This window comes from Microbacterium pasadenense, from assembly GCF_047246565.1.
In the GTDB taxonomy this organism is placed as follows: domain Bacteria; phylum Actinomycetota; class Actinomycetes; order Actinomycetales; family Microbacteriaceae; genus Microbacterium.
The window spans coordinates 67,778-89,710 of sequence record NZ_JBFOKN010000001.1 but is presented as its reverse complement, the minus strand read 5'-3'; the positions used below and the strand labels follow the sequence as shown (position 1 = coordinate 89,710).

The following is a 21,933-nucleotide window of genomic DNA, read 5'->3' as shown; positions in this document are numbered from 1 at the left end:
TCGCCGCCGCCGCGTCCGCACGGCGGATGGCCCCGAGCCGTCTCGTCGGTCAGGGGAGCGGAGCGGTGGAGGCGCGGGCGACGAGGGCCGGCTCGGCGGGCGCCGCCGGCTCGGGCAGTCCGAGCACCGCGGCCACGACGCGGCGGGCCTCGCCGTCGATGTCGACGTGGACGGTGGTCAGGGCCGGCGCGTAGAACGCGGCGTCGGCGTTGTCGTCGAAGCCGGTGACGCTCACGTCCGCCGGCACGCGGACGCCCGCCCGAGCCAGCCCCGCGATGAGCCCGAGGGCCATCTGGTCGTTCGCGACCGCGACGGCGGTGGGGCCGCCCTCGGCACGGACGGCCGCGGCGACCTCGACGGCGAGCGCCGCCGCGGTGGCCGCGCTCCAGTCGCCGCGCCAGACCAGGTCGGCGGACAGCCCGGCATCCGTCAGCGCCGCCTCGGCGCCCTCGTCCCGGGCCGTCGCCTCGAGCCAGTCGGCGGGGCCGGCCAGCCGTGCGATGCGACGGTGCCCGAGGCTCCGGAGATGGGCGATCGCGAGGGCCGCCGCGTCCCGCTGGCGGTCGGCCCCGGTCCCGGTGTGCAGCGCGGTCAGCGGAGTCGTGCCGACCGCTGCGCGCAGGGCCGGGAGCGTCACGGTGTGCGGCGCGACCACGATCAGCGCGTCGACGCCCTGGGCGAGCAGCCGCGACGCCGCCTCGGTGACCGAATCGGGATCGGCGGCGTCGGCGTAGGCCGTCGCGATCCAGCGGTCGGCGGCACGGGCGGCGGCATCCAGCGCCGCGATCCCCGCCGACGGACCGTACAGCGTGGCATCCGATGCGATGACGCCCACGGTGCGGGTCGTCGAGGTCCCGAGGGCGCGGGCGGCGTTGTTGACGCGATAGCCGAGCTCGGCCATCGCCGCCTCGACCCGGGCCCGCGTCTCCGGCCGCAGCTGCGGGCTGTCGTTGATCACGCGCGACACGGTCTGCGTCGACACCCCGGCGCGAGCGGCCACGTCGCGCACGCTGGCGCGCGTCGTCCCCGTCCGTCCCATGGCGCTCACCCTAGTGCGCCGCCGGGCGGTGCCCGAGCCGAGGGGCCCCGCGGCCGGTCGCGCTCCGCCGCGTCGCGCCGGACCGGCGCGCCGACCGCCGCGCCGCCGTGACCGGCGCAGCGCGGACGGCCGGATGGGCCACCGCGGCACCGGTACCACGCCGCAGCCGACGCGCGGCGCCCGGCCGCACCGCGACTACCGTGGGGAGTCCGCCGATCGCGCCGTGCGATCGCGACCGAGCCCGAGGGGACCGATGGGACTGCTGCAGCGCCTCGCGGTCGGACGTCTCCACGCCCGACTGCCCGAAGGCGTGCGCATCGCGATCGCGGTCGCGGCCCTCGTCCTCGGCGTCGTCATCGTCATCCGGCCGACGACCGCGCTCGCCGTGCTCGCCTGGCTCATCGGCGGCGGCATGGTGCTCACCGGCGTCCTCGAGCTCACCGGCCGCGCTGACGACGAGACAGAGCGCCCGCGCTGGCGCACGGTCACCGGGGTCGCCTGGCTGCTCGGCGGCATCGCCGTCCTCCTCACCCCGGGCCTGACGGTGCGCGTCCTCGCGACTCTGGTCGGCATCCTCCTCCTGGCGGGCGGCGTCCTCGGCCTGGTCGCCGTCTTCCGCCGCGGTCGCACCGTCGACGCGCGGATCGCGGATGCCGCGTTCGGCATCTCCGGCGTCATCTTCGGTGCGCTCGCCCTGTTCTGGCCCGACATCACCCTGCTCGTCGTCGCGGTCGTGTTCGGGGCGCGCCTCATCATGAGCGGCGTGACCGACCTGTGGACGCGGCTGCGCCGACGTGGCGATGACCGCGCGGCCGCACGCGAGGGCACCGACGGGCGCCCGCGACGCCGGTGGGGGCGGACGGTCATGGCCGTGGCATCCGTCGCCCTCGCCGTGACGACCGCGCTCGTCACCGTGCCGCTGCGCGAAGGCTCCACGGTCGTCGACGACTTCTACGCGGCGCCCCGCGACATGCCGGACGAGCCCGGCCGCCTCGTGCGCGCCGAGCCGTTCACGAACGGCATCCCCACGACGGCGAACGCATGGCGGATCCTCTACACGACCACGGGCATCGACGGCGACGTCCGCGTCGCGAGCGGGATCGTCGCCGTCCCCAAGGAGGGCGACGGGCAGTGGCCGGTCATCGACTGGAACCACGGCACGACCGGGTACGCCGAGCACTGCGCGCCGTCGCTGCAGCCGCGCGGCATGTGGTCGGGAGCCATGTACATTCTCCCGACGCTGATCTCCGAAGGGTGGGCGGTCGTCGCGACCGACTACATCGGGCTCGGCACCGAGGGTCCGCACCCGTACCTCATCGGACCGCCCAGCGCGCACGCGTCGCTCGACGCGGTGCGTGCCGCGCGCGAGCTGACGGATGCCGACGTCGGTGCGCGCACGGTCGTGTGGGGGCACTCCCAGGGCGGCGGCGCGGCCCTGTGGACCGGCGGGATCGCGCGGGACTACGCGCCGGACGTCTGGGTGCAGGGCGTCGCCGCCCTCGCGCCGGCGAGCGACCCGGCGACCCTCGTGCGCGAGATCACCGGCGTCACCGGCGGGGCGATCTTCGCCTCGTATGCGTTCGCCTCGTTCTCGGAGATCTACGACGACATCGGCTACGGGGACTACGTCCGGCCGGGAGCCGAAACGATCCTGCGGCAGATGTCGGAGCGGTGCCTGTCCGACCCGGCGATCATCGTGTCGGTCGCGGCGACGCTCGGCATGAGCGGTGATCCGCGCCTGTTCACCGGCTCGCCGGCGGCCGGCGATCTGGGCCGCCACCTGCGCGAGAACACCGCACCGCTCCGTCAGACCGCTCCGCTGCTGCTCGCACAGGGCGGTGCCGACAGCATCATCTCGGTCGGCGCCCAGTCCGACTTCGTCGACCGGATGTGCGCGGCCGGCCAGGACGTCGACTTCCGCATCTACGACGGCTACGAGCACGCCGCGGTCGTCGAGCGGCCCTCACCGCTCCTGACCGAGCTCGTCGAGTGGACCCGTGACCGGTTCGCCGGCGTCCCGGTCGCCGAAGGCTGCGAGACGACGCGGCAGTGACCGGACGGATGCCGCGGGTGCAGCGGCACGGTGCGGCGGCGACCGATGCCACCGCGGGAGCCTCGGCATCCGTCGCATGGCCGGGCCGACGCCACGGTCAGCCGCATATCCTGGGACGCATGACCGAGAACACTTCCCCCTCCGGTATCGAGATCGCCGAGCTGAGCGACGACGTCCGTCCTCAGGACGACCTGTTCCGCCACGTGAACGGCTCCTGGCTCGACCGGACCGAGATCCCCGAGGACAAGGCGCGCTGGGGCTCCTTCCACCTCATCGCCGAGCAGGCCGAGCGCGACGTCCGGGTCATCATCGAGGAGTCCCAGGCCGCCGAGCCCGGCACCGAGACCCGCAAGATCGGCGACCTCTACGCGAGCTTCATGGACACCGACGCCATCGAGGCGCGCGGTGCGGAGGCGCTCGTCCCGCAGCTCGCCCTCGTCGATGCCGTCAGCGACATCCCGAGCCTCCTGCGCACGGTCGGCGAGCTGGAGCGCGAGGGCGTCGGCGGTGTGTTCGCGACCTTCGTCGAGCCCGACCCCGGCAACCCGCAGCGCTATGTGATGTTCCTCGTGCAGGGTGGACTGTCGCTGCCGGACGAGAGCTACTACCGCCTCGACAACTTCGCCGACACCCGGACGGCGTTCCGCTCCTACGCGGCGACGATGCTGCGGCTCGCCGGCATCGAGGGCGCCGACGAGCAGGCCGACCGCGTACTGGCGGTCGAGACCGAGCTCGCCGGTCACCACTGGGACAACGTCCGCAGCCGCGACGCCGTCGCCACCTACAACCTGATGTCGTGGGACGAGACCGTCGCGCTGGCCGGCGTCGACCTGGCGCCGTGGCGGGATGCCGTCGCCCCCGGCCGCGCCGATGCGATCGCCGAGGTCGACGTGAACCAGCCGAGCTTCCTCTCGGGGCTCGGCTCCCTGCTGACCGACGCTCGCCTGGAGGACTGGAAGGCCTGGCTGCGGCTGCACGTCATCCGCGCCGCGGCGCCGTTCCTGTCGCAGGCGTTCGTCGAGGCGAACTTCGCGTTCTACGGCACCGAGCTCACCGGTGTGCCCGTCAACCGGGAGCGCTGGAAGCGCGGCGTCAGCCTCGTCGAGGCCGCGCTCGGCGAAGCGGTCGGCAAGGTGTACGTCGAGCGTCACTTCCCGCCGCAGGCGAAGACCGAGATGGACGAGCTGGTCGCGAACCTCATCGAGGCGTACCGCCAGTCGATCTCCACCCTGGAGTGGATGACGCCCGAGACCCGGGAGCGCGCCCTCGAGAAGCTCGCCGCCTTCACGCCGAAGGTCGGCTACCCGGTGAGCTGGAAGGACTACTCGACGCTCGAGATCGACGCCGCCGACCTCATCGGGAACGTGCGCCGCTCGAACGCGTGGGAGCACGACCGCCAGCTCGCCAAGCTGGGTGCCCCGATCGACCGCGACGAATGGTTCATGACGCCGCAGACCGTCAACGCCTACTACAACCCGCTCATGAACGAGATCGTCTTCCCGGCGGCGATCCTGCAGTTCCCGTTCTTCGACCTCGATCGCGACCCGGCCGCCAACTACGGCGGCATCGGCGCGGTCATCGGGCACGAGATCGGGCACGGCTTCGACGACCAGGGCAGCGCGTTCGACGGCACCGGCGCGCTCAACGACTGGTGGACCGATGAGGACCGTGCGTCGTTCACGGAGCGTACGACCGTGCTCATCGACCAGTACAACGCACTCGTCCCGCAGGGCCTGGCGGAGGGTCACACGGTCAACGGCGCGCTCACGATCGGCGAGAACATCGGCGACCTCGGCGGACTCGGCATCGCGATCAAGGCGTACCGGCTGCACCTGCAGGCGACCGGGTCGACGGATGCCGACGGCCCCGTCATCGACGGGTTCACCGGCATCCAGCGGCTGCTGCTGAGCTGGGCGCAGATCTGGCAGCAGAAGGGCCGGGATGCCGAGACCATCCGGCTGCTGACGATCGACCCCCACTCGCCGAACGAGTTCCGCTGCAACCAGATCGTCCGCAACATCGACGAGTTCTACGCCGCGTTCGGGGTCACGGAGTCCGACGCCCTCTGGCTCGACGAGGACAAGCGCGTCACCATCTGGTGACCGCCATGCGCGGCGCGCCGGTCGTCAGCATCGAGCTGCTGCTCGACGAGGCGACCGAGCGCGCCGTGCGTGCCGAGTGGGCGGCGCTCGCCGCCGCCGGACTGTCGAGCCTCGGCCGGCATCCGTCGCCCAGCAACCGGCCGCACGTCACGCTGCTGGTGCGCGAGCGGGTCCCCGTGGCGGCGCTCGGCGGGAGCGGCTCCGGGGCGGGACCCGAGGGGCGCGCGACGGTGCCCGATGGCAGCGGCTCCCCGGCGGGACCCGAGGGCCGCGCGACGGTGCCCGATGGCAGCGGCTCCCCGGCGGCGCAGGGAACGGATGCCGTCCGGCCGAGCCCGCTGACGGGCCGGATCTCCTTCGCGCTGACGCTCGGCGGGCCGCTGCTGTTCGGCGCCGGCGACCGGCGGGTCCTCGCGCGCTCGGTGGTCCCGTCGGCCGAGCTGCTGGCGCTGCACGCGGACGTCCACGCGGCCGCCGGCTCCGGCGAGGATGCGGCGCACACCGCGCCCGGATCCTGGACCCCGCACGTGACCCTCGCGCGACGCGTGAAGGTCGCCGACCTCGCCGTCGCGCTGCCGCTGATTGGCGGCGAGCTCGCCGGTCGCGCGAGCGCGCTGCGCCGGTGGGATGCGGCATCCGCGACGGTGACGCACCTCGGAGCCTTCTCCGCGTCCGCGTGACCCGCACCGCCGACCCGGACCCGCGCAGGGGTCCCCGGAGCGGATGCCGCGTCGCCTCGAGGGATGCGATGTGCAGCCGCACGTGCGTCGAACCCGCACGAGGTGTCCCCGGAGCGGACGCCGCGTCGCTTCGAGGGAGGCGATGTGCGCGGCGCGGGTCTCGGTTCCGCACGAGGGGTCCCCGGAGCGGATGCCGCCCCGCTTCGAGGGACGCAACATGCGGCCGCACGTGGGTCGGACCCGCACGGAGTGTCCCCGGAGCGGATGCCGCGTCGCTTCGGGGGACGCAACATGCGGCCGTGCCGGTGTCGGATCTGCACGAAGCGTCCCCGGAGCGGATGCGCGTCGCTTCAGGGGACGCGATGTGCGGCCGCACGTGGGTCGGATCTGCACGAGGCGCCCCCGGAGCGGATGCCGCGTCGCTTCGGGGGACGCGACGCGCGGCCGCACGTGGGTCGGATCTGCACGAGGCGTCCCCGGAGCGGATGCCGCCCCGCTTCGAGGGACGCGATGTGCGGCTGCGCCGGGGTCGGGTCTGCACGAAGCGTCCCCGGAGCGGATGCCGCGTCGCTTCGGGGGACGCGAGGTGCGGCCGCACGTGGGTCGGATCTGCACGAAGCGTCCCCGGAACGGATGCCGCCCCGCTTCGAGGGACGCGACGTGCGGCCGCACGGAGGTCGGATCCGCACGAGGCGTCCCCGGAACGGATGCCGCAGGCCCTCGAGGGACGCGAAGTGCGGCGCCGGCGCGAGCCGCGGCATCCGCACCGTCTGTCGGCTCAGAAGATGATGGTGTGGTTCCCGTGCCGGATGATGCGGTCCTCGGCATGCCAGCGGACCGCACGCGCGAGCACCTGCCGCTCGACGTCCGCGCCGCGGCGGACGAGCTCCTCCGTCGTGTCGGCGTGCGTCACGCGGATGGTGTCCTGCTCGATGATGGGGCCCTCGTCGAGGTCGCCGGTCACGTAGTGGCTCGTCGCGCCGATGAGCTTGACGCCGCGCTCCTTCGCCTTCCGGTACGGCTCGGCGCCGATGAAGGCGGGCAGGAAGGAGTGGTGGATGTTGATGACCGGCACGGCGAGCTTCTCGAGGAACTCGGGCGAGAGGATCTGCATGTAGCGGGCCAGGACGACGAAGTCGACGTTCCCCTGCAGCAGCTCGAGGATTCGCGCCTCGGAGGCGGACTTGTCCGGCCCCGGCGTCGACGGCACGTGGAAGAACGGAACGCCGAGCGTCCGGACGTCCTCGGCCGACGTCGTGTGGTTCGAGATCACCATGGGGATCGTGACGGGGAGCTCGCCACGGCGGTTCCGCCACAGCAGGTCGAGCAGGCAGTGGTCCTGCTTCGACGCGAGGATCGCCATGCGCTTGGGCACGGACTGATCGGTCAGCGACCATTCCAGCTCGAACGGTGCGAGGGTCTGCGCGATCTCGGTCTCGATCTGAGGGCGGGCGGCGGCGAAGTCGGGCCGGTGGAACACGACGCGCTGGAAGTACGCCCCACCCCGCGGGTCGTCGGAGTACTGGTCGAACGCCACGATGTTCCCGCCGATGCGCGTGATCATCGCCGAGATGGCCGCGATGATCCCCGGGGTGTCCTTGCCGTGCACGATGAGGCAGGCGTGAGCGGGATGGAGGGGAGGGACGGACGTGGTCATCCCTCGATTCTGCCCTGTTCGGCGGTCCGCACCCGACATGCGGCACACCGTGACGCCATGCTCACCGGGCGCCGCAGCCGACCCCGCGAGGGGCGCCGTGTCAGCCGACCCCGCGAGGGGCGCCGTGTCAGCCGACCGCGCGAGGGCGCAGCGTCAGCCCCCCTGCCGGGCGCCGCGGCCGACCCCGCGTGGGCCGCCGCGTCAGCCGACCGCGTGCAGTGCGCCGAGCCGGGCGCCGAGCGCGCGGGCGATCGAGCCCGGTCCGGATGCCGGGGCCACCGCTTCGACGTCGGGATTGTAGTTCGTGTTCGTGTTGACGTCGTACGTCACGAGACGCCCGTCGACGGTCTCGCTGAACTCGATCCCGGCGATCCCGATCCCGGTGCGGGCGAGGAAGTCCCGGTACGAGACGATGAGCGGATGCCCGGCGTCGATCTCGGGACGCAGCTGGAACAGCGGCGCGGGCTCGACGCCGGCGGCATCCGGGACCGCGCAGGCGTCTGCCGGGCACAGTTCGAAGCTGCCGGCGCTCGTGTCGACGCGCACGGCGTACACGAACTCGCCGTCGACGAACTCCGCGCGAGTGATGAACGGCTCACGCGCCCAGAGGTACTCCTGCAGCAGGGTGATGCCGTCGGGGGACGGCTCGAAGTCGGGACCGGCGACCCACGCATCGAACTCTTCGTGGGAATCGAAGCGCCGGACGCCCAGTCCCTTGCCGCCCTGGTTGTGCTTCGCGATGAACGGCGCCGGGAAGTCCCGTGCCGCCTGCGACAGGCCGTCGCGGCCGAACACGGCGACCGTCGTCGGCACGTCGATCCCGGACGACCGGAGCGCGGCATGCTGGGCGGCCTTGCTGACCTCGATCTCGAGCACGGCGGACCCGTTCACGACCGTGCGTCCCCAGGACTCGAGCCAGCGCAGCACGGCGCGGCCGTACTCCTTCGACGCCGCGTGCCCGCGCGTCGGGGCGGATGCGCTCAGCCGCGACCAGAAGACCCCCTCGGGCGGCTCGGAGCCGAGGTCGATCGCCCCGTCCGTCAGCGACCACTCCGCCAGCGGCACGCCCGCATCCTCGAAAGCCGCGCGGAACGGCGGCAGCCATTCGGGGTTCTCATGCAGGACGTGGACGCGCGGTGAATCGGTCATCCTCCGACGCTAACCGCCCGGGTCGCGCCGGGGGCCGTTCGCGTCACCGGACGACATCGGATGCCGGCCCGTCGCCCGGCCTGAGCGGACCGCCTGAGCGGACCGCCCGCCCGCCCGCACAATCAGCATCCGTCCCCGCGTCAGCGCACGCCGCGCATGAGCGCCAGCACGGGCTTCGCGAACGCGAGCAGCAGCACGCCCATCGCGATCGCGATCGCTCCGAGCACCGCGAAGTACGGCACCTCGTTCGCCGGGTCGTACAGCGTCGCCAGCTGCCCCGAGATGGCGGTGCCGAGCGAGACCGACAGGAAGAACAGCGCGACCATCTGCGTCTGGAAGGCCTCGGGGGCGAGCTTGGTCGTGACGGACAGGCCCACGGGCGAGAGCATCAGCTCGGCGATCGTGAAGGTCAGCAGGATGCCGGCGATCGCGAGAAGCGGCGTCGAGTTCGCGCCGCCGCCCGCGAACGGCAGGAAGAGCAGGAAGGCGACGCCCATGATGATCGCGGCGAGGGCGAACTTCGTCGGCGTCGGCGGCTGCCGGCGGCCGAGCTTCGTCCACAGGGCGGCGAAGACGCCCGCCAGCAGGATGATGAACACGGGGTTGATCGACTGCACCCACGGCACCGGCATCGTCCAGCCGAACAGATTCCGGTCGAGTCGCTGGTCCGCGTAGACCGTGAGGACGGTGAACTGCTGCTGGTACAGCGACCAGAACACCACCGAGGTGAGGAACAGCGGCAGGAAGCCCCAGACGCGCGAGCGCTCCTCTGTCGTGATGCGCCGGCTCAGCAGGATGACCGCGAAGTAGGCGATCGCGGCGGCGATGACCGTCCCGATGACAATGAGCGCGAGGTTGTCCGCGCGGATCGCCCCGGCGACCACCAGCACGACGACCACGGCGACGGCGGCGACGGCGATCCCGGCCACCGGTGCGTACCGCCGGCGCGGCAGCGGATTCGGGATGTGACGCGCCGCGTCCGGCAGACTCTTCCGCCCGAACGCGTACTGGGTGAGTCCGAGCGCCATCCCGAAGGCGGCCAGCCCGAATCCCCAGTGGAAGCCGGCCGTCGTCTGCAGCAGCCCCGTCAGCAGCGGACCGGCGAACGCACCGAGGTTGATCCCGAGGTAGAAGAGGGAGAACCCGCCGTCGCGTCGCGGGTCCTCCGCCGCGTACAGCGTGCCGACGACGCTGGTCGCCGTCGCCTTGAGCCCGCCCGATCCGAGCGCGACGAGGATGAGGCCCACGATCACGCCCGCGAAACCGGGAAGGAGCGCCAGAGCCAGGTGCCCGGCCATGATGACGATGGCGCTGGAGAACAGCACGCGCTCGGCGCCGAGCAGGCGGTCGGCGACCCACGCGCCGAGGATTGTCGCGAGGTAGACCGCGCCGCCGTAGGCGCCGACGATGCCGGCCGCCACCGTCTGGTCCATGCCCAGGCCGCCGTCGGCCGTCGAGTAGTACAGGTACAGCAGCAGGATGCCCTGCATGCCGTAGAAGCTGAACCGCTCCCACATCTCCACGCCGAAGACGTGGGCGAGTGCGAAGGGATGGCCGAAGAACCGGGTGTCATGCGGCTTCGCCTCGTCGGACGTCGGCAGGTCGAGGGGGGACGCGTTCCTCATTCTTTCCAGCGTAGGCCGATCCTCCGCCGCCGGCACCCCCGGCGGGCTCAGTCCTCGGTGTCGGCCTCGGCGGCGCGCGTGGCGCGCCGGTCGCCCATGAGCGTGTCGCGCACCCGTCGGCGGAGCACCTTGCCGATGAGCGACTTGGGGAGCTCCTCCCACACGAGGTAGGTCGTGGGCCGCTTGTACTCGGCGAGGCTCTCGCGCGCCAGTTCGCGGGCGGCCTGCTCGTCGAACGTCGCACCCTCCTCGAGGATCACGACGGCCGTCACGACCTCGGCGCCGCCGCCGCGGGCGAGCCCCACGACGGCGGATTCGGCGACGCCCGGGGTCGTGTTGACGACCTTCTCCACCTCCGTCGGTGCGACGTTGAACCCGCCGGTGATGATGAGCTCCTTCTTCCGGTCCACGACCGTCACGAACCCGTCCTCGTCCTGCTGGACGAGATCGCCGGTGCGCAGCCAGCCGCCCTCCAGCAGCGTCGCGGCGGTCTCCTCGGGGCGGTTCCAGTACCCCTGGAAGACCTGCGGCCCCTTGATCAGCAGTTCGCCGGTCTCGCCCTGCGCGACCTCCCGGTCGGGGGACTCGGGGTCGACGACGCGGATGTCGGTCGTCGGGAACGGGATGCCGATCGCGCCGATCTTGCGGACGTCCGAGAACGGGTTGGCGAGGGCGACCGGGCTCGTCTCGGTCAGGCCGTAGCCCTCGTTGAGCATGCTCCCGGCGAGCGTCTCCCACCGCTTCACGACGGCGGGCGTCAGCGTCATCGCGCCGGAGATCGAGTACACGACCTCGCTGAGGTCCAGGGCGCCGTCGCGCGCGACCCGGGACAGCCGGTCGAACATCGGGGGGACGGCGGGGATGAACGTCGGCGGGAACCGCTTCGCGGCATCCGTCACGAGCTCCGGGTCGAACGTGGGGAACAGCACGGCGCGCGAGCCGGTCTCGACGGCGTAGATGACGCTCAGCAGCAGGCCGAACGAGTGGAACATCGGCAGCAGGCCGTAGATGCTCCCCTGGCCGTGGGTGAAGTTCGGCATCCACGCCGCGCCCTGCCGGGCGTTCGACCACAGGTTGCCGTGCGTGATCATGGCGCCCTTCGGCGTCCCGGTGGTGCCGGACGTGTACTGCAGGCAGGCGAGGTCCCCCACGAGGGGGCGGGGGTGGCTCTCGGGGAGCGGTGCGCTGCGTTCCAGCTGCGAGAACGGGATGGTGCCGGGTGCGGCGGCGTGCAGCTTCGCGCGCGACTGGCGTGCCTTCTCGACCGGCAGGCGCAGCAGCAGCCGCATCCGCAGCGGCATCGCCCGCGTCACGTCGACCGACACGATGCGGGAGATGCCGAGCTCGGCCGGCAGGGCCTGCACGGTCGGTGCGACCTTGTCCCAGGCGATGACGGTCTGCGCACCGTGGTCGCGGAACTGGACCTCGAGCTCGTCCGGGGTGTAGAGCGGGTTGTGCTCGACGACGACCGCTCCCAGGCGCAGGACCGCGTAGAACGCGATGACGTGCTGCGGGGCGTTCGGCATGATGAGGGCGACGCGGTCACCCCGGCGGACGCCCAGCCGGTGCAGGCCGTGGGCGACGCGGGCGACGCTCTCCCCGAGCTCGCGGTAGGTGATCGTCGCACCGAAGAAGGCGATCGCGTCGCTGTCGCGGTACTGCGCGACGCGTTCGTCCAGCAGGTCGTTCAGCGATCCCGTGGCGGTCTCGATGTCGATCGGCGTACCGGGGGCGTAGAAGCGATTCCACGCTCGGGTCTCGTTGAGCTGCACGGCCCCGATTCTAATCGGGGCGTGATCGACCCCTGCGGCAACGGATGCCGGTGGCGCTAGCGTGTGCACATGCACGATGACGATATCCGCATCGAAGAGCTGCTCACGGCGGACGAGACCCGTCGCGCGGCCGAGGTCCTCGACGAGGTCTGGCAGGACGGGTCGGGGGTCTCCGCCGAGCTGCTGCGCGCGCTCGCGGCATCCGGCAACTACGTCGTGGGGCTCTACGACGGCGATCTCATGATCGGCGCGTCCGCCGCCTTCTTCGGCCCACCGGCCACCCGGTCGATGCACTCGCACATCACCGGCATCTCGTCCGACTACCGCGCCGCCGGGCTGGGCCGCCGGCTGAAACAGCACCAGCGGGACTGGGCGTTCGCCCGCGACGTCGGCCACATCACGTGGACCTTCGACCCGCTCATCGCGCGCAACGCGCACTTCAACCTCATGGTGCTGGGCGCCCGCGTCGTGTCGCACTCGCCGCATCACTACGGCCCCGACGCCGATCGGCTGCTCGTCTCGTGGGCGCTCACCGGCGGCCGCCCCGCGAGCCCTTCGCCGCACGACGTCGTCGCGAGCGTGCCGATACCCCGGGACATCGAGAGCATCCGCCGGGACGATCCCGCCGCCGCGCAGGCCGAGCGCGAGCGTGTGCGAGGCCGGTTCGAGCAGCTGTGGGCCGAGGGCCTCATGATCACCGGCTTCCGCGACGAGGCCGGCTACCTGTTCACCCGCGCGGCCTGACCCGCACGGCCCGCCCGCCGCCGCGTACCCTGGCGCCATGCCGATCGCCACGCCCGCCGCATCCGCTTCGCTCGACGAGATCGAACTGCGTGTGCTGCAGATCCCGCTGGTGTCGCCGTTCACGACGTCCTTCGGCACGGAGACGGTGCGCGAGGTGATCGTCGTGCGGGTGCGGACCGCAGACGGCGGCGACGGCTGGGGCGAGATCGTCACGCAGCAGGCGCCGCTGTACTCGAGCGAGTACACGCAGGGCGCCTGGGATGTCGCGACCCGCTGGCTCGGTCCGGCGCTGCTGGAGCGCGGGACGCTGGCGCCCGAGGACGTCGCGCGGGTGCTGGAGCCGTTCGTCGGCCACCGCATGGCCAAGGCCGGCCTCGAGCTCGCCGTGCTCGACGCCGCGCTGCGCTCGGACGGCCGCTCGCTCGCCTCGTATCTCGGTGCGACGGCGAAGACGATCCCGTCGGGTGTGAGCGTCGGCATCCAGGCCGACCCCGCCGCCCTCGTCGAGACGGTGCAGGGCTACCTCGCCGAGGGGTACGTCCGGATCAAGATCAAGATCCGGCCCGGGCGCGACCTGGCGGACACCGCCGCGGTCCGCTCCGCCTTCCCCGGCATCCCGCTGCAGGTCGACGCGAACTCGGCGTACACGCTCGCAGACGCCGACACCCTCGCCCAGCTGGACCGGTTCGACCTGCTCCTGATCGAGCAGCCGCTGCAGGAGGACGACATCGTCGACCACGCGGCGCTGGCGCAGCGGCTGAGGACTCCGATCTGCCTGGACGAGTCGATCACCTCCGCGAAGGCCGCACGCGACGCGCTCGCGCTGGGCGCCACGACGGTCATCAACATCAAGGCGGGCCGGGTCGGCGGGTACCTCGAGGCCGTCCGCATCCACGACCTGTGCCGCGACGCCGGCATCCCGGTGTGGTGCGGCGGCATGCTCGAGACGGGGATCGGGCGGGCGGCCAACGCGGCGCTCGCGGCGATGCCGGGATTCACCCTCCCGGGTGACGTGTCGGCATCCGACCGCTTCTACGCCCGCGACATCGTGGCGTCGCCCGTGGTGCTCGAGGACGGACACGTCCGCGTGCCGACCGGCCCCGGCCTCGGTGTCGAGATCGATGCCGAGGCGCTCGAATCGTTCACGGTCGCCCGCGCGACGCTTCGCCGCTGACCGCGTGCCGCGTCAGGCCTCGGACACCTCGGCGCGGCGGGCTCAGGCGACGGTCACCAGATGACGCCGCCACCGAGGGAGATCCCGCCCCAGGTCAGCAGCACGAAGATCCCGGCCAGGACGACGGGCGCGATGCCCTTGCCGCGGCGGGCGAGCCCCTTGAGCAGGGCGATGACGACGAGCACGGCGGCGATGAGCGAGAGCCCGCCGCCGAGGATCAGTCCGATGAACAGCGGGATGGGCATGAGGATGAGCCCGACGAGCCCGACCCAGAAGGCAGCCCAGGCGGTGGGGTTGGAACGGCGTTCGGTCGCGTACGTCATGCCACCATCATCCCCTGTGCGGCTCGATCGCGTCGAGCGGATGCCGCGGGCGCTGCACCCGTGATAGGCGGGTCGGCTCGGCAGGGGTGGCGTGCGGCATGCGGCCCAGGGAGCCGGCCACGGCCGCGCGGCCCCACCCGGGGCAGGCCGGCCGGTCGTCGAGCGCTCGATGTCCGACCTACGCTCGTCGTATGAGCACGTCCACTGCCCCCGTCCCGACCGCGACCGCCCCGGCGTCGCCGCCGTTCCCGCTCGGGGCGCTCCTGTTGCTGAGCCTCGCCGTCTTCATCACGGTGACGGCCGAGTCGCTGCCCGCAGGGCTCCTCCCCGAGATGGTCGCCGGACTGCAGACCGATCCGCTCGGCGTCGGCATGCTCATCTCGGTGTGGGCGATCACGGTGATCATCACGAGCGTCCCGCTCGCCCGTCTCACCGCGCGGTTCGATCGACGGCTGGTGGCCGCGGGCGCGCTCGCCGTCTTCGCCGTCGCCAACGCCACGACGGCCCTCGCGCCGACGTACGAGGTCGCCGTCGCGACCCGCGTCGCGGCCGGCGTCGCGCACGGCCTGTTCTGGGCGATCGTCATCGTCTACGCGACGTCGTTGCTCGCGCCGACGCACCTCGGTCGCGGTCTTGCGCTGGTGACGGCGGGCGGCACGGTCGCGACGCTCGCCGGTCTTCCCGCGGGAGCGCTCATCGCGCAGCTGCTGTCGTGGCGGTGGTCGTTCGGCGTGCTGGCGGCAGTGGCGCTGATCCTCGCCGTGGTGATCGGTGTCCGGCTGCCACGGCGCGTGCCCGTGCCCACGCCGCCCCGCGAGCGCGGCGCCGCCCGCGCCGACGCGTCGCTCGCGCCGATCCTGCTGTTCGCCGCGGCGGCCCTCGTCTTCGCGCTCGGGCAGTTCGCGACGTTCACCTACGTGCGGCCGCTGCTGGAGGTCGCCGCGGATGCGCCCGAGGCGCAGGTCCCGCTGCTGCTGTTCGGCTACGGCGCCGCCGGGCTCGTGGGCGTCGCGGTGGCCGGTCCGCTCGCGGACCGTTGGCCGCGCGGCTCTCTCGTCGCCGTCCTCGCCGGGCTGGCGGCGGCGTTCGCCATCCTCACCGCGGCCGCCGACACGCCACTGATGTACGTCGCGCTGGCGGCATGGGGATTCGCCATCGGCGCCTACTTCCCGCTGCAGCAGTCGCTGCTCATGCGCATCGCCACCGACCGCACGCGCACCCTCGCGAGCGCCGGCGTCGTCGTCACCTTCAACGTCGGGATCGCCGTCGGCCCGTGGCTCGGCGACCTCGTGGGCGGCGCCGCGCACCCCACCGGCGCCACGGCGCTGTCGGGCGGCGCGACGGTCGGCGCCCTCCTGCTGGTCGCGGCGGCGGTGCTGGCCGCCGCCCGCGCACGGCGCGCGGCCTGACCGGGACGGTCGCGGCCGATTCCGCACGGCGCGTGGCCCGACAGGGGACGGTCGCCGCGCCGCGCCGCGCCGCAGCGGAGCGCCGGTCAGCCGGCGCTGCGCCAGGCGTCGGACTCGAGGTGCGACCCGGCCTGCGGCCCCATCTGCAGCATCCCGCCGTCGACGACCCACGTCGCGGCCGTGACGTACGAGGACGCGGGGGAGGCGAGGAACGCGACCACGTCGGCGATCTCCTCCGGCTTGCCCGGACGGGGGATCGGGATGCCGGGACGGTGCGTCTCGTCGGCGTCGGATGCCTCCATGTCGTTGATCGGCGTCGCGATCTCGCCGGGCGCCACCGCGTTGACCGTGATGCCCCGGTCGCCGAGCTCCTGCGCCATCGTCTTCACGAGGCCCTCGAGCCCGTGCTTCGACGCGACGTAGGCCGCCGAGCCGACGCGGGGCTGCGAGCCGTGCACGCTCGTGACCGCGATGATGCGGCCGCCGTTGCCGCCGTCGGCCATCAGCCGGGCCGCCGTGTGCATCCCGACGAACGCGCCGTCGAGGTTGAGCGCGACGATCGAGCGCCAGCTCTCGATGTCGAGGTCGAGGAACGGACCGCCCGCCCCACCGCCGGCGTTGTTGACGAACACGTCGAGGCCGCCGAGATCGCGGGCGAGGCCCTCGATGATCCCCGGGACGTCCTCGAGCTGGGTCGCGTCGAACTGGGCGACGACGGCCTTCCGGCCGCGCGCCCGCACCTCTTCGGCGGTCGTGTTGGCGCCCTCCTCGTCCGAGTGCCAGGTCACGCCGACGTCCATGCCGGCGTCAGCGAGGGCGAGGGCCGTTGCCCGGCCGATGCCCGAGTCGGAGGCGGTCACGATGGCGAAGCGCGGTGTGAAGGTCATGCCGCGACGGTACGGAGGGCATCCTCACCCGGACACCGGGTTGACAGCCGTGCGCGGCGGTCGTAGCGGGTTCGGGGCGGCGGTCCCGCGACGGCGATGCGCGTCCGCGCGGGAGATGCCGCGTGCCGCGTGCCGCGAGCTCGGCTCGGATGCCGCGTGCGGCGCGGACCGGGCCAGGGCAGTCGCGGCACGCGACGGGCGTCACTCGTCTCGTGGTGCCCCGGTGTCGCCGGCGGGAGCCGGCGAGCCCGCCGCCTCCGCTGCGGCGGCGTCCCGGCGCAGGCGGGGAGCCGGAGCCGGCGCCTCCTCCTGCTGCTGGAAGCCCTGCGCGACGCCGCGGCCGGTGGCCTGGCCCTGGATGATCTGCCGCAGGTCGATGCCGGTCGTCGCCTGGACGGCGTCGAAGGTCGCCCGCATGCTCGATGCGCTCTCCGACGCCATGTGGCTCGATGCGCCGTCGCCGCCGAGCACGGTGATGGAGCCGACCTTGTCGAAGCCGCGTGCGAACTCGGTCATGAGCGGCACGAGCGCCTCGATGGCGCGCTGCGCGAGCAGGGCTTCCTGGTTCTGCGCGATGGCTGCGGCCTCGGCCCTGAGCGCCTCGGCGCGGGCGTCACCGGCCAGGCGCACGGCGTCGGCGTCGGCGATGGCGCGCAGGCGCGTGGCCTCCGCCTCCTGCGCGGCGATCTGCGCGCGGGCCTCGGCGGCTTTGACCTGGGTGTAGGCGTCGGCGTCGGCGGAGCGCTGGCGCTCGTAGAGCGACGCGTCGGCGACCTTCTTGACGTCGGCGTCGAGCTGGGCCTGGCGGTTCTCCGCCTGCTGCAGGAGGACTGCCTGCTCCCGCTCGGCACGCGCGAGGGCCTCGGCCTGCTGGGCCTCGGCGCGGGCGCGCCCGACCTCCGCAGCGGCGGCGGCGGAGTTCTTGTCGTACGCGGTCTGCTCGATGAGGTTCGCCTCGTCCGTCGCGATCTGACGGGCCTTGACCTCGCGGGCCGCGTTGATGCGGGCGACCTCGGCCTCGCGGCGCACGCGCTCGACCTCGGTCGCGCCGAGCGCGTCGATGTAGCCGTTCTTGTCCGTGACGCCCTGGATCTGGAACGAGTCGAGGATCAGCCCCTGCGAGAGCAGGTCGCTCTTGATGCCGTCGGCGATCTGGTCGCTCAGCTTCTGCCGGTCGTTCATGAGCTGTTCGACCGTCAGGGTCGCGACGACGCCGCGGAGCGCGCCCTCGAGCTGCTCGGTCGTGAACTGCTCGATGGCGCCGTCCTGCGACAGGAAGCGCTCCGCGGCACGCCGCACCAGTTCGGGATCGGAGCCGATCTTCACGAGGGCGACACCGCTCACGTTGACCGTGACGCCGGTCGACGACTGCGCCGTCGGCTCCATCTTGATCTGACGCGCCCGCAGCGAGATCATCTCGGCCCGCTGCGTGAGCGGGTTCACGAGGGCGCCGCCGCCGGTGATCACGGAGATGCGCGACGAGTCGCCCGAGGCGTTCTTCTGGCTGCGGCCGACGATCACGAGCGCCTGGTCGGCCTTGGCGACCTTGTACCAGGCGCGCAGGACGATCATCAGGATGATGACGACGATGATGACGGCGACGACGACGATGCCGCCGATCACGAGCGCGCCGCCTGCGATGAGTGCTTCCATGTGGACTTGATCCCCCCGGGTCACGATGACGTCCCTCGAACGTATCGGTTCCGGGCTCACCGTGACGAAGATGACCCGGATGCCGCGGCGGCGACGTTCTACGCTGGGCGCATGACGACGCCCCCGCCGCCCTACGGCACGTACGCCCCTGTGCCGCCCATGAGCCCCGCCGACGAGAAGCTCTGGGCGACGCTCTCCCACGTGAGCGGCATCTTCTTCAGCCTCGTCGGGCCGCTCGTGATCTACCTGGTCGTCAAGGACCGCGGACCCTTCGTCCGCGCGCACGCGGCGAGCGCGCTGAACCTGCAGCTGACGCTGCTCATCGGCTACCTCGTGTGCATCCCGCTGGCGTTCGTCTTCATCGGGCTCCTGCTGCTGCCGGCGGTCGCGATCTTCGGCCTGATCGTCGCGATCCTCGGCGCCGTCAAGGCCAATTCGGGGCAGTGGTACCACCCGCCCCTCACCATCCGCTTCGTCTCCTAGTCCGCGGGCGCTGTCGAGCGGATCCCCGTCCTCCGATGCGCCTTCGCGCGGCGGATAGACTTGACGGATGCCGTCCGCGTGCGGCATCCGCGACCATCCGCACCCGCAAACCGACCATTTGGAGCCACCTGTGGCCGAGCAGTCCCGCCTCGACAAAGTCATCGCCCTCGCCCGCCACCGCGGGTTCGTGTTCCAGGCCGGTGAGATCTACGGCGGATCCCGCTCCGCATGGGATTACGGCCCGCTCGGCACCGAGCTGAAGGAGAACATCCGCCGGCAGTGGTGGCAGACCTTCGTCCGCGGCCGTGGGGACATGGTCGGACTCGATTCGTCGGTCATCCTGCCCAAGCGGGTGTGGGAGGCCTCCGGCCACGTCGCGACGTTCACCGACCCGCTGGTCGAGTGCCTGCAGTGCCACAAGCGCTTCCGCGAGGACACGCTCATCGAGGACTTCGAGGCGCGCAAGGGGCGTCCCGCCGAGAACGGGCTGGCCGACGTCCCGTGCCCGAACTGCGGCACGAAGGGCAACTACACCGAGCCGAAGTCGTTCTCGGGTCTCGTGAAGACCTATCTCGGTGTCGTCGACGACGAGAGCGGACTGCACTTCCTCCGCCCCGAGACCGCGCAGGGCATCTTCGTGAACTTCGCGAACGTGCTCACCGCGTCGCGCAAGAAGCCGCCGTTCGGCATCGGTCAGGTCGGCAAGGCGTTCCGCAACGAGATCACGCCGGGCAACTTCATCTTCCGCACCCGCGAGTTCGAGCAGATGGAGATCGAGTTCTTCACGCCGCCCGCGGAGGCGCCGGAGTGGTTCGACCACTGGGTGCAGGCGTGCTGGGACTGGTTCATCGACCTCGGCATCGACCCTGCGAACATGCGCCAGTTCGATGTCCCCGAGGACGAGCGGGCGCACTACTCCGCCGGCACGATCGACATGGAGTACCGGTTCGGCTTCGCGGGCAAGGAGTGGGGCGAGCTCATGGGCGTCGCCAACCGCACCGACTACGACCTCTCGAGCCACATCGAGGCGTCGGGCCAGAAGCTCTCGTACTTCGACCAGGCTTCGGGTGAGACCTACGTCCCGTACGTCATCGAGCCCTCCTTCGGACTCACCCGCGCCATGATGGCGTTCCTCGTCGACGCGTTCCGCGAGGAGGAGGTGCCGAACGCCAAGGGGGGCACCGACACCCGCACCGTCCTCGGCCTCGACCCGCGCCTCGCGCCGGTGAAGGTCGCGGTCCTGCCGCTGAGCCGCAACGAGCGGCTGTCGCCGCTGGCACGGCAGGTGGCCGACGACCTGCGCGCGAACGGCTGGAACGTCGACTTCGACGACGCCGGCGCCATCGGCCGCCGGTATCGCCGTCAGGACGAGATCGGGACGCCGTTCTGCGTCACGATCGACTTCGACTCCCTCGACGACGACGCCGTCACCATCCGCGACCGCGACTCGATGGCGCAGGAGCGGGTCCCGCTGAGCGCGCTGCAGGACTACCTGGCGCCGCGGCTGCGCGGCGCCTGAGGCCGCCGCCGGCGCGTCGGCGCCCGCTCGTCGGCATCCTCGGCCCGGTGCCCGTCCCGAGCGGCGTCTCCAGGCGAGCGCGCGCACTCCGGTCGGAGGTCAGTCGAGGACGGTGATCGTCGCTCCGGGCAGCTCGTCGCCGGCGGTGCGCCGCTGCGTCTCCTCGAGCACGCGCCGCAGCACGCCGAGGTCGACGGACTCGAGGTCCTTCATGTAGAGGCAGCTCGCGCCGGTCGTGTGCGGGCCGAGGGCCGCCAGCGCATCGGCGTGCGCGTCGGCGCTGTCGAGGTACACCGTCGTCGACGCCTTCCGGGGCGCGAAGGCGAGGATCGGCATGTCGCCCTCGGTGCCGGTGGGGTAGGCGTAGTGGCACGCCCCGAAGCCGATGATCGACCCCGACCACAGGGCGGGCTCGCGGCCCGACACCTCCCGCATCATCGTGATGAGGGTCTCGGCATCCCGTCGCCGCTTCGCCGGGGACACCTGGGCGACGAACTCGTCGACGCTGCGTCCGGTCTTCTCCATGATCCGCTCCACCCTCTCGTCGACGGTCAGGCCCTCGCGGCCTTCGCCTCTTTCGCGGCCGCCTTGGCCGCCCGCTTGAACTCGCGGACCTTCGCGAGCGACTCCGGCGAGACGATGTCGGCGACGGACCGGAACGAGCCGTCGCCGTACGCCCCGGCGGCGTCGCGCCATCCCGCGCCCGTGAAGCCGTACTGCTTGCCGAGCAGCGCGAGGAAGATGCGGGCCTTCTGGTCACCGAAGCCGGGAAGGGCCTTCAGTCGCTTCAGCACCGTCGGGCCGTCCGGATCGTCTCGGGTCCACAGCGCCGAGGCGTCGCCGCCCCATTCGTCCACGAGCGCCCCACACAGCGACTGCACGCGCGCAGCCATCGAGCCCGGGAACCGGTGCACGGCGGGCGTCTGCCCGAACATCGCCGCGAACCGCTCCGGGTCGGCACCGGCGATCTCCGCGGCGTCCAGTCCGCCGGTGCGCTCACGGATCTTGAGCGGTCCGGCGAAGGCCGTCTCCATCGCGATCTGCTGGTCGAGCAGCATCCCGATCAGCAGCGCGAGCGGTTCGTCGGTCAGGAGCTGGTCGGCGTCGGGATCGCCGGTGATGTGCAGGGCCATGACTTCATGATCCCACCCCGGCGGCCCGCGTCTCGCGGACAGAAATCGGCGCCTGAGCCTTTCGACGAGATCAGTCGACGTACTCGATATCGATGTCGGCGACATCCTGGTTCTCCAGGTTGACGACGATGTTGTCGGGCGTGCGGGTGGTCATCCAGATGAGTTCCTCGGTGTGGCTGAGGTTTCCTTCGATGTGCGGCACGAACGGCGGCACGTAGACGAAGTCGCCTGCCGACATGTAGACGATCTGCTCGTAGCGCTCGCCGAAGCGGATGAAGCCGTTGCCCTGGAAGACGTAGCCGCCCGTCTCGGCCTCACCGTGGTGGTGCGGGTCCGAGACCTCGCCCGGTCCGGTGTAGACCTTGCCGAACCAGAGATTCTCGACCTCGGTGTTCTCGACGGCGACGCCGGAGTAACGACGGGCCTTGGCGGTCTGGCCGGGGGCCATGGGCAGCTCGTCCTTGCGCTGCACGGTGAGCTTCTTCAGAACCTGGGGTGCGTCAGTCATCATGGTGCCTTTCTCTTCGGTGG

Annotated in this window: 19 protein-coding genes; 8 read left to right on the top strand and 11 right to left on the bottom strand. The window is 72.2% G+C overall.

What is annotated here, in order from left to right; all coding sequences use genetic code 11:
* Positions 1-49: 49 nt before the first annotated feature.
* Complete coding sequence (locus AB3M83_RS00425; RefSeq protein WP_412944370.1) at positions 50-1,039, bottom strand: LacI family DNA-binding transcriptional regulator; 990 nt, start codon at positions 1,037-1,039, stop codon at positions 50-52.
* Positions 1,040-1,292: 253 nt separating this feature from the next.
* Between AB3M83_RS00425 and AB3M83_RS00420 the strand changes: the two genes are divergently transcribed.
* The 3 genes from AB3M83_RS00420 to AB3M83_RS00410 all read left to right on the top strand — a co-directional run bounded on the left by AB3M83_RS00420 (position 1,293) and on the right by AB3M83_RS00410 (position 5,874).
* Positions 1,293-3,092, top strand: a complete 1,800-nt coding sequence (locus tag AB3M83_RS00420; RefSeq protein WP_412944369.1) for a lipase family protein — start codon at positions 1,293-1,295, stop codon at positions 3,090-3,092.
* Between the two features lie 119 nt (positions 3,093-3,211).
* Positions 3,212-5,194, top strand: a complete 1,983-nt coding sequence (locus AB3M83_RS00415) for a M13 family metallopeptidase (RefSeq protein ID WP_412944368.1) — start codon at positions 3,212-3,214, stop codon at positions 5,192-5,194.
* A 5-nt stretch (positions 5,195-5,199) separates the two neighbouring features.
* Positions 5,200-5,874, top strand: coding sequence for a 2'-5' RNA ligase family protein (locus tag AB3M83_RS00410; RefSeq protein WP_412945949.1), 675 nt, complete (start codon positions 5,200-5,202; stop codon positions 5,872-5,874).
* A gap of 778 nt (positions 5,875-6,652) precedes the next feature.
* On the opposite strand, the gene purU is transcribed toward AB3M83_RS00410, so the two are convergent.
* The 4 genes from purU to AB3M83_RS00390 form a co-directional block, all read right to left on the bottom strand.
* Positions 6,653-7,531: a formyltetrahydrofolate deformylase gene (purU, locus tag AB3M83_RS00405; protein ID WP_412944367.1), complete on the bottom strand. Its 879-nt coding sequence runs from the start codon at positions 7,529-7,531 to the stop codon at positions 6,653-6,655.
* A 201-nt stretch (positions 7,532-7,732) separates the two neighbouring features.
* A complete protein-coding gene (locus AB3M83_RS00400) occupies positions 7,733-8,680 on the bottom strand; it encodes an ATP-grasp domain-containing protein (protein WP_412944366.1) in 948 nt (315 codons plus the stop codon).
* Between the two features lie 140 nt (positions 8,681-8,820).
* A complete protein-coding gene (locus AB3M83_RS00395) occupies positions 8,821-10,305 on the bottom strand; it encodes a peptide MFS transporter (RefSeq protein WP_412944365.1) in 1,485 nt (494 codons plus the stop codon).
* Positions 10,306-10,352: 47 nt separating this feature from the next.
* Complete coding sequence (locus tag AB3M83_RS00390) at positions 10,353-12,077, bottom strand: long-chain-fatty-acid--CoA ligase (RefSeq protein ID WP_412944364.1); 1,725 nt, start codon at positions 12,075-12,077, stop codon at positions 10,353-10,355.
* Between the two features lie 69 nt (positions 12,078-12,146).
* Here AB3M83_RS00390 and AB3M83_RS00385 point away from each other — a divergent pair, with 69 nt between their 5' ends.
* Entirely contained in the window at positions 12,147-12,821 is a 675-nt protein-coding gene (locus tag AB3M83_RS00385) for a GNAT family N-acetyltransferase (protein WP_412944363.1), read from the top strand.
* A 37-nt stretch (positions 12,822-12,858) separates the two neighbouring features.
* Positions 12,859-13,995 carry an o-succinylbenzoate synthase gene (menC, locus tag AB3M83_RS00380; protein ID WP_412944362.1) on the top strand — a complete coding sequence of 379 codons (1,137 nt, stop codon included), beginning with the start codon at positions 12,859-12,861 and terminating at the stop codon, positions 13,993-13,995.
* 53 nt (positions 13,996-14,048) lie between these two features.
* Here the strand turns inward: menC and AB3M83_RS00375 are convergent, their stop codons facing one another.
* The gene (locus AB3M83_RS00375) at positions 14,049-14,318 is read right to left on the bottom strand and encodes a hypothetical protein (RefSeq protein ID WP_412944361.1); all 270 of its coding nucleotides are present in this window, start codon (positions 14,316-14,318) and stop codon (positions 14,049-14,051) included.
* A gap of 191 nt (positions 14,319-14,509) precedes the next feature.
* On the opposite strand from AB3M83_RS00375, the gene AB3M83_RS00370 reads away from it, so the two are divergent.
* Positions 14,510-15,727, top strand: a complete 1,218-nt coding sequence (locus AB3M83_RS00370; protein WP_412944360.1) for an MFS transporter — start codon at positions 14,510-14,512, stop codon at positions 15,725-15,727.
* Between the two features lie 86 nt (positions 15,728-15,813).
* On the opposite strand, the gene AB3M83_RS00365 is transcribed toward AB3M83_RS00370, so the two are convergent.
* Both AB3M83_RS00365 and AB3M83_RS00360 read right to left on the bottom strand, forming a co-directional pair.
* Positions 15,814-16,614 carry an SDR family oxidoreductase gene (locus AB3M83_RS00365; protein WP_412944359.1) on the bottom strand — a complete coding sequence of 267 codons (801 nt, stop codon included), beginning with the start codon at positions 16,612-16,614 and terminating at the stop codon, positions 15,814-15,816.
* A gap of 201 nt (positions 16,615-16,815) precedes the next feature.
* Complete coding sequence (locus AB3M83_RS00360) at positions 16,816-18,267, bottom strand: SPFH domain-containing protein (RefSeq protein WP_412944358.1); 1,452 nt, start codon at positions 18,265-18,267, stop codon at positions 16,816-16,818.
* A gap of 111 nt (positions 18,268-18,378) precedes the next feature.
* Here AB3M83_RS00360 and AB3M83_RS00355 point away from each other — a divergent pair, with 111 nt between their 5' ends.
* Positions 18,379-18,750 carry a DUF4870 domain-containing protein gene (locus AB3M83_RS00355; protein WP_412944357.1) on the top strand — a complete coding sequence of 124 codons (372 nt, stop codon included), beginning with the start codon at positions 18,379-18,381 and terminating at the stop codon, positions 18,748-18,750.
* 130 nt (positions 18,751-18,880) lie between these two features.
* The gene (locus AB3M83_RS00350; RefSeq protein ID WP_412944356.1) at positions 18,881-20,269 is read left to right on the top strand and encodes a glycine--tRNA ligase; all 1,389 of its coding nucleotides are present in this window, start codon (positions 18,881-18,883) and stop codon (positions 20,267-20,269) included.
* A gap of 99 nt (positions 20,270-20,368) precedes the next feature.
* On the opposite strand, the gene AB3M83_RS00345 is transcribed toward AB3M83_RS00350, so the two are convergent.
* The 3 genes from AB3M83_RS00345 to AB3M83_RS00335 all read right to left on the bottom strand — a co-directional run bounded on the left by AB3M83_RS00345 (position 20,369) and on the right by AB3M83_RS00335 (position 21,913).
* Complete coding sequence (locus AB3M83_RS00345) at positions 20,369-20,794, bottom strand: DUF1801 domain-containing protein (protein ID WP_412944355.1); 426 nt, start codon at positions 20,792-20,794, stop codon at positions 20,369-20,371.
* Between the two features lie 26 nt (positions 20,795-20,820).
* A complete protein-coding gene (locus AB3M83_RS00340) occupies positions 20,821-21,402 on the bottom strand; it encodes an HhH-GPD-type base excision DNA repair protein (protein ID WP_412944354.1) in 582 nt (193 codons plus the stop codon).
* 70 nt (positions 21,403-21,472) lie between these two features.
* Entirely contained in the window at positions 21,473-21,913 is a 441-nt protein-coding gene (locus AB3M83_RS00335; RefSeq protein WP_412944353.1) for a cupin domain-containing protein, read from the bottom strand.
* Between the last annotated feature and the right edge of the window lie 20 nt (positions 21,914-21,933).

Bases quoted from the DNA above. Each gene is read 5' to 3' on its own strand.
- AB3M83_RS00425 (WP_412944370.1), bottom strand. From the start codon at position 1,039: ATGGGACGGACGGGGACGACGCGCGCCAGCGTGCGCGACGTGGCCGCT.
- AB3M83_RS00420 (WP_412944369.1), top strand. From the start codon at position 1,293: ATGGGACTGCTGCAGCGCCTCGCGGTCGGACGTCTCCACGCCCGACTG.
- AB3M83_RS00415 (WP_412944368.1), top strand. From the start codon at position 3,212: ATGACCGAGAACACTTCCCCCTCCGGTATCGAGATCGCCGAGCTGAGC.
- AB3M83_RS00410 (WP_412945949.1), top strand. From the start codon at position 5,200: ATGCGCGGCGCGCCGGTCGTCAGCATCGAGCTGCTGCTCGACGAGGCG.
- purU (WP_412944367.1), bottom strand. From the start codon at position 7,531: ATGACCACGTCCGTCCCTCCCCTCCATCCCGCTCACGCCTGCCTCATC.
- AB3M83_RS00400 (WP_412944366.1), bottom strand. From the start codon at position 8,680: ATGACCGATTCACCGCGCGTCCACGTCCTGCATGAGAACCCCGAATGG.
- AB3M83_RS00395 (WP_412944365.1), bottom strand. From the start codon at position 10,305: ATGAGGAACGCGTCCCCCCTCGACCTGCCGACGTCCGACGAGGCGAAG.
- AB3M83_RS00385 (WP_412944363.1), top strand. From the start codon at position 12,147: ATGCACGATGACGATATCCGCATCGAAGAGCTGCTCACGGCGGACGAG.
- menC (WP_412944362.1), top strand. From the start codon at position 12,859: ATGCCGATCGCCACGCCCGCCGCATCCGCTTCGCTCGACGAGATCGAA.
- AB3M83_RS00375 (WP_412944361.1), bottom strand. From the start codon at position 14,318: ATGACGTACGCGACCGAACGCCGTTCCAACCCCACCGCCTGGGCTGCC.
- AB3M83_RS00370 (WP_412944360.1), top strand. From the start codon at position 14,510: ATGAGCACGTCCACTGCCCCCGTCCCGACCGCGACCGCCCCGGCGTCG.
- AB3M83_RS00365 (WP_412944359.1), bottom strand. From the start codon at position 16,614: ATGACCTTCACACCGCGCTTCGCCATCGTGACCGCCTCCGACTCGGGC.
- AB3M83_RS00360 (WP_412944358.1), bottom strand. From the start codon at position 18,267: ATGGAAGCACTCATCGCAGGCGGCGCGCTCGTGATCGGCGGCATCGTC.
- AB3M83_RS00355 (WP_412944357.1), top strand. From the start codon at position 18,379: ATGACGACGCCCCCGCCGCCCTACGGCACGTACGCCCCTGTGCCGCCC.
- AB3M83_RS00345 (WP_412944355.1), bottom strand. From the start codon at position 20,794: ATGGAGAAGACCGGACGCAGCGTCGACGAGTTCGTCGCCCAGGTGTCC.
- AB3M83_RS00340 (WP_412944354.1), bottom strand. From the start codon at position 21,402: ATGGCCCTGCACATCACCGGCGATCCCGACGCCGACCAGCTCCTGACC.
- AB3M83_RS00335 (WP_412944353.1), bottom strand. From the start codon at position 21,913: ATGATGACTGACGCACCCCAGGTTCTGAAGAAGCTCACCGTGCAGCGC.